This is a genomic window from Shewanella sp. 10N.286.51.B7 (assembly GCF_002873615.1).
GTDB lineage: Bacteria > Pseudomonadota > Gammaproteobacteria > Enterobacterales > Shewanellaceae > Shewanella > Shewanella electrodiphila.
This window is the reverse complement of the sequence record NZ_MCUF01000032.1, coordinates 97,322-107,204: the sequence shown is the minus strand read 5'-3', so window position 1 is coordinate 107,204 and position 9,883 is coordinate 97,322. Positions and strand designations below refer to the sequence as shown.

General features: G+C 40.9%; 9 protein-coding genes. 6 read left to right on the top strand and 3 right to left on the bottom strand.

The window, feature by feature from the left end:
• Positions 1 to 542 precede the first annotated feature (542 nt).
• The 6 genes from BCU84_RS09815 to BCU84_RS09790 all read left to right on the top strand — a co-directional run bounded on the left by BCU84_RS09815 (position 543) and on the right by BCU84_RS09790 (position 7,738).
• Positions 543 to 1,220, top strand: a complete 678-nt coding sequence (locus tag BCU84_RS09815) for a glutathione S-transferase family protein (protein ID WP_102527915.1) — start codon at positions 543 to 545, stop codon at positions 1,218 to 1,220.
• Between the two features lie 121 nt (positions 1,221 to 1,341).
• Positions 1,342 to 2,469, top strand: coding sequence for a zinc-binding dehydrogenase (locus tag BCU84_RS09810; RefSeq protein ID WP_102527914.1), 1,128 nt, complete (start codon positions 1,342 to 1,344; stop codon positions 2,467 to 2,469).
• Between the two features lie 794 nt (positions 2,470 to 3,263).
• Positions 3,264 to 3,659: an STAS domain-containing protein gene (locus tag BCU84_RS09805; protein WP_102527913.1), complete on the top strand. Its 396-nt coding sequence runs from the start codon at positions 3,264 to 3,266 to the stop codon at positions 3,657 to 3,659.
• Between the two features lie 59 nt (positions 3,660 to 3,718).
• Entirely contained in the window at positions 3,719 to 4,927 is a 1,209-nt protein-coding gene (locus BCU84_RS09800; protein WP_102527912.1) for a polysaccharide biosynthesis/export family protein, read from the top strand.
• A gap of 10 nt (positions 4,928 to 4,937) precedes the next feature.
• The gene (locus BCU84_RS09795) at positions 4,938 to 6,515 is read left to right on the top strand and encodes an exopolysaccharide biosynthesis protein (protein WP_241906405.1); all 1,578 of its coding nucleotides are present in this window, start codon (positions 4,938 to 4,940) and stop codon (positions 6,513 to 6,515) included.
• A complete protein-coding gene (locus tag BCU84_RS09790; protein ID WP_102527911.1) occupies positions 6,455 to 7,738 on the top strand; it encodes a capsular biosynthesis protein in 1,284 nt (427 codons plus the stop codon). The genes BCU84_RS09795 and BCU84_RS09790 overlap by 61 nt, the downstream gene beginning before the upstream one ends.
• A gap of 187 nt (positions 7,739 to 7,925) precedes the next feature.
• Here the strand turns inward: BCU84_RS09790 and BCU84_RS09785 are convergent, their stop codons facing one another.
• The 3 genes from BCU84_RS09785 to BCU84_RS09775 form a co-directional block, all read right to left on the bottom strand.
• Positions 7,926 to 8,582 (bottom strand): nitroreductase family protein, encoded by a 657-nt coding sequence (locus BCU84_RS09785; protein ID WP_102527910.1) that lies wholly within the window; start codon positions 8,580 to 8,582, stop codon positions 7,926 to 7,928.
• A gap of 141 nt (positions 8,583 to 8,723) precedes the next feature.
• Positions 8,724 to 9,269, bottom strand: a complete 546-nt coding sequence (locus BCU84_RS09780; protein WP_102527909.1) for a thioredoxin family protein — start codon at positions 9,267 to 9,269, stop codon at positions 8,724 to 8,726.
• Positions 9,270 to 9,533: 264 nt separating this feature from the next.
• Positions 9,534 to 9,863: a hypothetical protein gene (locus tag BCU84_RS09775; RefSeq protein WP_102527908.1), complete on the bottom strand. Its 330-nt coding sequence runs from the start codon at positions 9,861 to 9,863 to the stop codon at positions 9,534 to 9,536.
• Positions 9,864 to 9,883: the final 20 nt, after the last annotated feature.

The following is a 9,883-nucleotide window of genomic DNA, read 5'->3' as shown; positions in this document are numbered from 1 at the left end:
TTAAAGCTGGATCATTCTCCGTTGGAAATTTTTCTGTTTAAATTTCGTCGGAGCGGCAAGGGATATCGAAAAGGGAAATGCTGTTGTTTCCCTTTTAGTCTGCTCTTTACAAAAGAATGGGCGAAGCGCCACGACTTTGATTTTTTCAAATGATAACTTCAAAATTTGAAACAAGCTTTAGGGCAAAAACGAGTTACCAGCATCTGCTTTGAAAATAATGATGGGTGTCTTAATTGTTTTAATTGTCTTAGTAAAGCAACCCGCTTCGACGACTTTACTGAAATAGCGTATTGCACGTAGATGATCCAACAGGCTTCTCCATCAAATGAATATCTGAGTAATTAATTATCACCACCCATTATTGTCTTTAAAGCAATAGTGATTGGTGTTTTTCCATATATATAACCTGATTAAAACAAGTAATAATTGGTTTAACTTAAACATTGCAACCATAACCTTGTTGCAGCGTGATACAGACTGGACGTTAATTGCGCTTTGCAGGCAAAAGAAACCACCTTCACGTTTATGATGGAAACTTATTTATGATGACTTTGCACGGTTTTGCCGCTAGCAACTATTACAACCTAGTGAAACATTTACTGCTACACAAAGAACTACCGTTTGAAGAAAACCTAATTTACGGTGGTAGTGATGAGTTAATGGCAATTAGTCCTGCCGGCAAGGTTCCTGTGGTCACAACGGCTGAAGGCCTTCATATTTCAGAGTCGAGTGTGATTTGTGACTTTATTGAAGAGACGTACCCTGACAGCCCTCTCTACCCTGTCAATGCCACAGAGCGAGCGGTTGTGCGTCAAATTATGAAAATAGCAGAGCTTTATTTTGAACTGCCAAGCAGACGACTAATACCTTATGCATTGTCAGGCACCGCAGCGCCGGAAACGGTTAAAGCGGAAGTTCGCCAAGTATTAAACCGTGGAATAACAGCCTTAAGTCGCTTGTGCCAGTTTTCACCTTGGATAGCAGGTGAACAATTCACCATGGCTGACATCTATGTTTATTACGTAAACACCATCGTTAGCGCTTTTGGTTCTAGCCAACTTGATTGGGACATACTTGCAGAGGTTCCTGGTATGAAAGAGTGGAACGCCTCCATGAGTCAGTCCGCCATTGCCCAAAGCGTAGAGGCAGATCGCCTGGCAAACATGCCCGAGTTTCTCCAAAAGGTAAAAGCTCAGTTTCAAGCAGCAAATGCTGAATAGTGCTTAGCGATAAAAACAACCAATACTAAAATATTGACTTAAATTAATTACCAACAAATTACGGCCAATACAATCACGTTATTGGTTCAACGAATTTAGTTATTTGCAGGAGCAAAGCGGCATGAAAGATACCAACATTCAACTGACTTCAACAATCAGCCAAGATAATAAATTAACCCTGGCTTTAAAAGACATCGAGATGCCACAACCTTCTGCCGATGAAGTGGTTATTCGCATTGAAGCAGCACCATTGAACCCGTCAGATTTAGCCGTTTTGTTCAGTGCTGCTGATATGACAACTGCGGCAGAATCAGGCTCAAAGCAAAGCCCTGTTATTACAGCTGATGTTCCCGCTAAATTCATGCCTGCGGTTAAAACCCGAGTGGGTAAGGCAACTCCAGTTGGCAATGAAGGTGCTGGAACTGTCGTTGCAGCAGGTTCATCGCCTGCGGCACAAGCATTAATGGGTAAGACTGTTGCAGTCATTGGTGGTGGAACTTATCGTCAATTTATATGCGCTAATGTGCGAAGCTGTTTAGAGTTAAAACAAGGCACTACGGCTAAAGAAGGCGCATCTTCTTTTATTAACCCACTTACCGCATTAGCGATGGTTGAAACCATGCGCGCTGAAGGCCATAAGGCCATCATCCATGCGGCAGCTGCGTCTAACCTTGGTCAAATGTTAAACCGTATTTGTATTGCCGATGGCGTCGATTTAATTAACATCGTACGTAAAGCAGAACAAGAAACGCTGTTGCGTGATATGGGCGCAAAATATGTTGTTAACTCAAGTAGTGATACCTTTCTTGCAGACTTAACTGCGGCAATTATTGAAACGGGTGCAACGATTGCGTTTGACCCCATTGGTGGCGGTCAATTAACCAGTGATATTCTTAACTGTATGGAAGTTGCTGCGGCGCGTGATATGACAGAGCACAGCGTATATGGCTCAGACATTTTCAAACAAGTTTATATCTATGGCGCATTAGACCGTAGACCTATTACGCTAAATCGTAACTTCGGTTTTGCATGGGGTATCAATGGGTTCTTGTTATTCAATGCACTCGGTAAACTAGGAACTAAAACGGTGATTGCGATGCGCCAACGCGTTGCAGAAGAGATCAGCACCACTTTTGCTAGCCACTACACACATGAAGTGTCATTAGCAGAAGTATTAAAATTACAATCGATAGCGTCTTATTCTAAACAAGCGACTGGTGAGAAGTACTTAATTACACCTCAAGGATAATCAGGCATTAACTGATTGAATAAAAGCAGAGGACGATTATAGAACTCTGCTTTTTATTTGGTAAGCTCTCTTTTCTGAGCACGGCACCAATTTGAAAAAGTAGTTAAAATCCCTAGAATTGAAATGTGATGAGCTAATACTCTAGCTTGGAAAGGGGCCAAACGAGTTACCAGCATCTGCTTTGTACTTCATCAGTATTGGCTCTGTTACTGACAGTGATTACTTCAACCTAATCCATTGCTTGGCGTAATAAATGTATAGAATATACAAATGCCCCAACCAGATGGTCAATGATGTTCCCAACATCATAATGACATTTCCCAAATCCCTATGGGCCAGATATGAACAAGCGACCTTATCTGCAGATACAACTACGACACGCTGTTTTGTTCATATAAGTTAACAGTCTCTCAAAGTAAAAGTCTCTGAAAGTAAAAGCCAGTTAAAGTAAAAGTCCCTTAAAACTCGGCATCACAAATAACCTCCATATTCAACGACCCATTCGGCATCCATGAATCTCTCATCACGTATCAACTTGGAACATAGTTGCTTAATAGTCATTGATTTAACTCTTCACGAATAAATAATCCCTTTTTGCAATTTGCAAAACGCAATAACAAGCATCAAAACCGTGTTGCAAACAGCAATTAACCTCATTGCAAACAGCAAACCATCAAACCAAATCGAAAAGCAAAACCGATAAACCTCTGATTAATAACAATATAAAATCTGGCACACTAACTGCAATATCCAATTACAAGCACAAGAGCGTCATTTCAATCTAGGAGCACGTTATGAAATTTGAATTAAAAGTTGCCCAACATGCCAGCGTAGTGACCCTACCAATCAGAATGTTTATGGCGCACACACCGACTTATAGAGCGGCCCTTATCGATTACATCAATAGAGGTCATACCCGTTTAGTCATTGATATGCAGCACCTTGAATATATCGACTCAAGTGGATTATCTGTGCTGATTTCAGCTCGTAATCAAGCGCTGAACTATCAAGGAAACATTGTTCTCCTTTCACCATCACCCGCAGTGAGATCATTGATTGAATTAACCCGTTTACATCATATTTTTGAAATATTTGAAACTGAAACACTGGCGTTAGATTTTTTACGTCACAGCAGCATCGTTGAAGAGTCAGACTTTGATAAAAGAGTCATCGCCGATTTAGCTAGCTAAATAATGTCAAAGAAATTTGGTCTAAACCGTTCTAAACTCAACGTAAAGGGAATAACGCAATGAAAACGATTAATACATTAATTTCAGTCGCTATGATCGCAAGTTTAACCGCTTGCGTTACCCCTTCGCAGCCAGCACAACAAGACGTTTGTGATTTAGAAAAGCAGTTAACAAGTTGTCATTATTTTGGCCAGCAAACGCCTTATAACAGAAAAGTCAGTGCGGTTACCTCAAACCACACAACCTTTCCTACGGCGCCGATATTTGGCAATAAAGCCATGGTAGTCGATACAGAACAAGCATTGTCATTATCTGTCGGTGATAAAGTTTCAATTAACATTTTGAACGGCGAAGAGTTCAGTAAAGATGTTGAAGTCGATGCCGATGGTAATATTTATCTACCCTACTTACCTGCCATTGCAGCAAAAGGGTTAACCCTTAAACAGTTAAACCAATTAATAAATGACTTATTGATAGATGAAAACTTAATGCTGGCACATGCTGTGCGCATCAGTATTTTACCTATCAGCTGGGCACCGATTGAAATCACCACTTCAGGTGCGGTATTTGAGCCCGGCCAGCATATGATCAATAAAAAACTACCAATAGAGTTAAAAGATGACGGTAGCAACTATGCCGGTGATCAGGCGATAAAACGTAGTGTCGGCGCCGCAGTGAAATCTTCAGGTGGTGTTCGCCCTGATGCCGATATTTCAGCGATAAAAGTGATTCGTGATGGGCAGGTTTTCAATATGGATTTACGTGGTATGCTAACAGGTGAAAAAGTACCCAGTATGACATTAATGGCTGGGGATCATGTCCATGTTCCATCAACACATTCTTTTAATGATCAACTCGCTAGACCATCGCAATTGACAGCACCAGGGATTAGGGTATTTATGTCAAACTTAACGCAGCCTGCAAGCTCAAATAGCCAATCAGCGGTTGACCGTGAAGCAACTCGTTTCCCTTATGGTACCCGTTTATTGAATGGCGCCATTGCAGCAAACTGTGTCGGTGGTGCGCAATCAACCAATGCTAGCCGTTACGTCATATTAGTAACTAAAAACCCACTCTCTAACCAGATTGATATTGTTGAACGTTCTATTGATGGACTGATTCAAAGTGCATGGAATGATCAATCAAACCCAGTATTACTCCCTGGTGACGGACTTGCCTGTTACGACTCACGTGTGACCAATATGCGTGAAATTGCCAGAACAGTAACAGAGCTAGTGGTACCAACAACACTTATTGGATGGTTGTAAGGAGTGAGTAATGAGCCGGATTCATGATGAAAAAAAGACTCAGAACAGCACGGATAGCACACCTAGCAACCCGGCCATTGAGCAAGCTATTGCAGCAAGCGCAACTGATTCAGAACAATCAAAAGATAATGAGCATTACACTGCAGATGAAACCGTTGAGCAAACCAGTTTCTCTGAATTAGCCTATCTATACTGGATTAAGCGTGCAACGCTAGAAGGCAGTAAATTAACCCCAAAGCTGCGTAAGCGTCTATACCTTAAAACAGCGTTTGGATCTTTATTGATAATCTGGATATTTGCAGCCATTTTTATCTACCTTGCGCCAACAAACTATGTCAGTAAATGGGTTTTAATTCTGCCTGGGGCTGCAGCGGGTTCATCACTGAGTTTAGATAGCTTAGGCCAGGCAAGTACATCAAGCATTTCACCTTATATGAGCTCAGCGATTGACCCTCGTGAGAACTATAAAGCGATTTCGATGAGTACCTTGCTGATGGAAAGTGCAGCCCATTACCTTGACCTACCCACATCGGCAATCAATAAACCCAAACTTAAGTTACCAAGCCAAACAGGTTTGATGGAATATAGCGTAAAAGCAGCAACGCCAGAAGCTGCACAAGAGCGCGGCTGGGCAATGTATCGCTCATTACAAAATATCTTAACTGACTTACGCGCAGATGAAATCGGTTTACGTGAGGTTGGCATTAAAAGAGGCCTTAAAAGCTATTCAACTCGCGTAAAAGAAACCCAAAAGCAATTACTTGATTTTCAATCTGAACGCGGTTTAGTCACGCTAGATCAATTTAAAGAGTTGGCGATTACTATCGAGCGATTAAGGCACAGTAAAGTCACCATTTTAGCTGAACTTGAAGGCCTTAATGCCAGTTATATTTTGTATGAAAACCATTTAGGCATTACAGATGCCCAAGCTGCTATTTTATTAAAATTGAACAACGACAAACTATTCCAACAGTTAGTTGAAAAACATAATGCGGCAAACACCCAGTATATAGAAAATGCAGGTCGCTTAGGTACAAGGCACCCTGTGTTGGTGTCATTGCAAGCTGAGTTAGATAGTATTTTAAAAAGCATGAAACAACGGTTTAAAATCATTATCGGTTTTCAAGATGATGACTTACTTAACCTGTTAACCCTTAATGATGTCGATGGCCGCGCGGAAATGATGCAAGAATTCATCAGCATTGCATCAAACCGTAACGCGACACAGTCTGAAGTCGACTCATTAACCTCACAGATCAATACCTGGGAGCAACGTCTGCAGCACAGTAATGATGACGCAGCAAAACTTGCCGACTTACAACGAGAACATCAATTAGCCTCTGCAGTATTAACTTCTGCAATGGCCAAAATGGATGTGGGTAAATCGGATATTTATACCGCTTACCCAATGTTGCAATTATTATCAGCTCCCAGCTTGCCATCTTCTCCCGATAAGCTTGCCGTCATTCTTATTGCGTTCGGCGGATTGTGCGCCTCATTCATGTCACTAGTAGGATTATGCATTTTATGGATTCGCAAACCATTACTGCGGAAAATGTTGACGAAAAAATCATCTACAACTGCATAAGTTTTAGTTACTTATTTTGGTTGTTAGGTGCGTTATATGTCATTGCACCAGTGATTGCTTGGATTCTATTTTTACGCTTACTTTATAAAAAACTCGCTCGCCAGCCAGCGTCGCGCATTAGCATTAGCCATTATGTTTGGGTGTTGGGCATGTGGGTCATGTTAATCGCATTGGTAGTCGGCCATCTGCAATTTGGCCTTGGTACGGGCAAATTAATAAAATCCTCTATCGGTTGGGCGAAAGGCTGGGCGTTACTGGCAATATTTCCACTTATTGGTTGTATACCTATCAGACCTGAAATCATTTATCGCGCCAGTTGCCGCGTTTGTAAGCATACGGTAATTCTATTTCCCGTGTTTTTAATGGCCTGGATAGCTGGGCTACCCAGCACATTGTATGTTTCACCACTCAGTATTATTGGTGGCCCCGGCCCTGAGTTTTTCAGCGTGAGTTTATACGAAATCGACCCTGGTAGCGGCGTGCCCCGCTGGCGCTTATTCACCCCATGGGCGCCCGCTTTAGGCATGTTAGGTAATTTATATTTTATTTTTGCCTTACAAGAGAAAAACCAAAAATGGAAACGATGGGGTCTTGCTGGCAGCCTGCTCATGATTTTAATATCGCAATCACGTTTAGCTATTGCGTGCTATTTAGCCTTAATTGGTTTCTTCTCAACCTTACGTTTTGTTCGCTCTCCTTGGTTGTACCTATTACTCGCTCCTGTCATGTTATTTGTTGGGGTCATCGGTGAATCATTGATAACAAAAATAGAGCAAAGTATTACAGCGGTAAAAGCAGCGCGAGCAGGTTCCACTCGTGTCAGGCAATCATTAGCAGATATCGCTGTTGAGAGATGGATGAACGAAGCCATCTATTTCGGACATGGGATTGTCGAACGTGGGCCTCATATGGTGGAATACATGCCAATTGGCTCTCATCACACTTGGTATGGGTTATTGTTTGTCAAAGGTGTAGTAGGCGCTATTGCATTAGCTATTCCAATGTTAATCACCTTTATTGCTTTGCTAGTTAGGCTATTTACCAATCCATTGGCCAAAGTGGGTATGGCCATTTTAATGCTGCTAGGTTTATACACCTTTGGTGAGAACTTAGAAATTTTAGCTTATTTATTTTGGCCTGGTTTAATCGTACTGGGTATGGCTTTAAGGGCGGAAGAACCAGAAGATGTCTATAACAGAGCGCAAAACCTTGAAGAAGCTTAAAAGCTTCAACCAATATAAAGTGAACATCGTTTGATACTCATCATATATAAAAGTCGCTTAGTTTGATGGATCAAATATTCACTTTTCATCATGAATATTTGATTTGACAAACAGCTAAAAGCAATCAATATCGAACGCCTAACTAAGTGAAAATATTAGCTAGGCTCGATCATCTATACTGAGCAAATTATAGAATCGTTAATACCTGCTCTTTTGCTAAGCGTGATTTAGGTAACTTAGCATTGTAATCTTCTTCGCTGTGATGATAACCAATCGCCAGCGCCACCTCACATTCAAATCCACCGAGTTCTTCGGCAAATGTTTGATTAATCATTGCACTATCAACCCCTTCCATTGTGGTTGAGTCAATCCCTAAACGCGCCAATACATGTAACGTATTACCAAGCGCTAAATAGGTTTGCGATTTAGTCCAAGCAGCATTATTACCCTGCTCGTCAGTATTTAAGTCAACAAAAGCAAAACCACCAAATGCAGCCTCTCTATCTTCAGGCTTGGTACGATTATCTACAATCCCTTTATCAACAACTTGTGCATAATCATCACGGGTATAGTGCGGGTTATGGGCAAACAAAATCACATGGGAACAAGCCTTGATATGAGGCTGATTAAACTGGAATTTATTAGCAAAAGTATCATGCATTCTTTGCTTTGCGGCATCACTTTCAATCACAATAAATTTCCAAGGCTGTGAGTTAATTGACGATGCAGACAAACGCATCGCTTCATATATCACTGCTAAATCATCTGCTGAAACGCGCTTGTTTGAATCGTAACGCTTTGCTGTGTAACGGCTACTTAAATCATTAATAATTGGATGGGTCATAATTTGCTCCGTGTCTATCTTGTTGCTTCATAATTCGTTATTTATTTTAAGGCTTGGGTTTAAACGCTTTGAGTTTAAAGGCTTTGAGTTTAAAGGATTTGGGCTTTACCGCTCATAGCTTTAGAAATACCGGCTTGATAATTAACGCCATTTGATTGAACACCCCATGCTCGCGAACTGCTTATCAGGGCCTTTACCTGTATCTGCAATCATTCGCATCGCATTTAATAACTCAGGGATACGATGCTTGCTGTCAGCCATTTTTGCATCGTCTAATCGACCTCGATATTGCAACTCACCTGCACTATTAAATCCAAAGAAGTCAGGCGTACATACTGCATTGTATTGCTGGCCAACACGTTGATTTTCATCAACGAGATATGGAAATGTAAAACCATGTTCTTTGGCGAACTGTTTCATGTTTTCTGGAGAATCTGCAGGCACAGCTAAGTAATCGTTAGACATCACAGCTAATACGTTTATGCCTTGCGCCATTAAGTGCCTTGTATCTTCAGCAAGTATAGCCCCTATGCGCTTTACATAAGGGCAGTGATTACAAATAAACATGACTAATAAGCCCTTTTCGCCTAAATGCTCACTCATGGTAAAAGACTCACCGAATGCATCTTTTAATGTGAACTCAGGTGCTTTCCAGCCAAAGTCACAAATTGGGGTATCTAACAGCACTGTCTTCTCATTAAAATCACATTCATGTGGGATTGATATAAATATTAGATTGTTGATTAAATCCCTTAGCGTAATTTAAACAAACACATACAATCTGTAATATGCAATTAGCTTACGACACTTAAATAAGTGCAATCAGCTAAGTGCATTCGAGCTTAGTACTCTTTTGAGTTAAACAAACTAAAACTAACCTGTTATCGGTGTCGATTAAACAGGTTAATGTTTGAAATACTTTCTCATTTCATTTGATAATCGAGCAGGTTTCTACCACAATGCCATCTGAGAATGGATGTAATCGCACCATTCAATCGTGTCTCTTTCAGGGACTTCAATTTGACCTCTAACGCCAAGCTTAAACTCAATCACAGATTTCCATTCTTCAGATCCAATATCAGGTCCGTGCCCTTGCCCATCACCTGTTAGTAATTCTTGCTCAATTTGATTGAAAAATTGCTCATTACAGTGGTGTTCTTGTTTTATTGCAGTATCACTTTGCTCAACTTGTTTGCTAATACCCTCTTTTACTACTGAAGGTTCACTGCAAGCAGATAACAGTGCTGCGCTCACTATCACACCAATAACTAAAGTTTTCATATCACCTCAATGTCCATCTA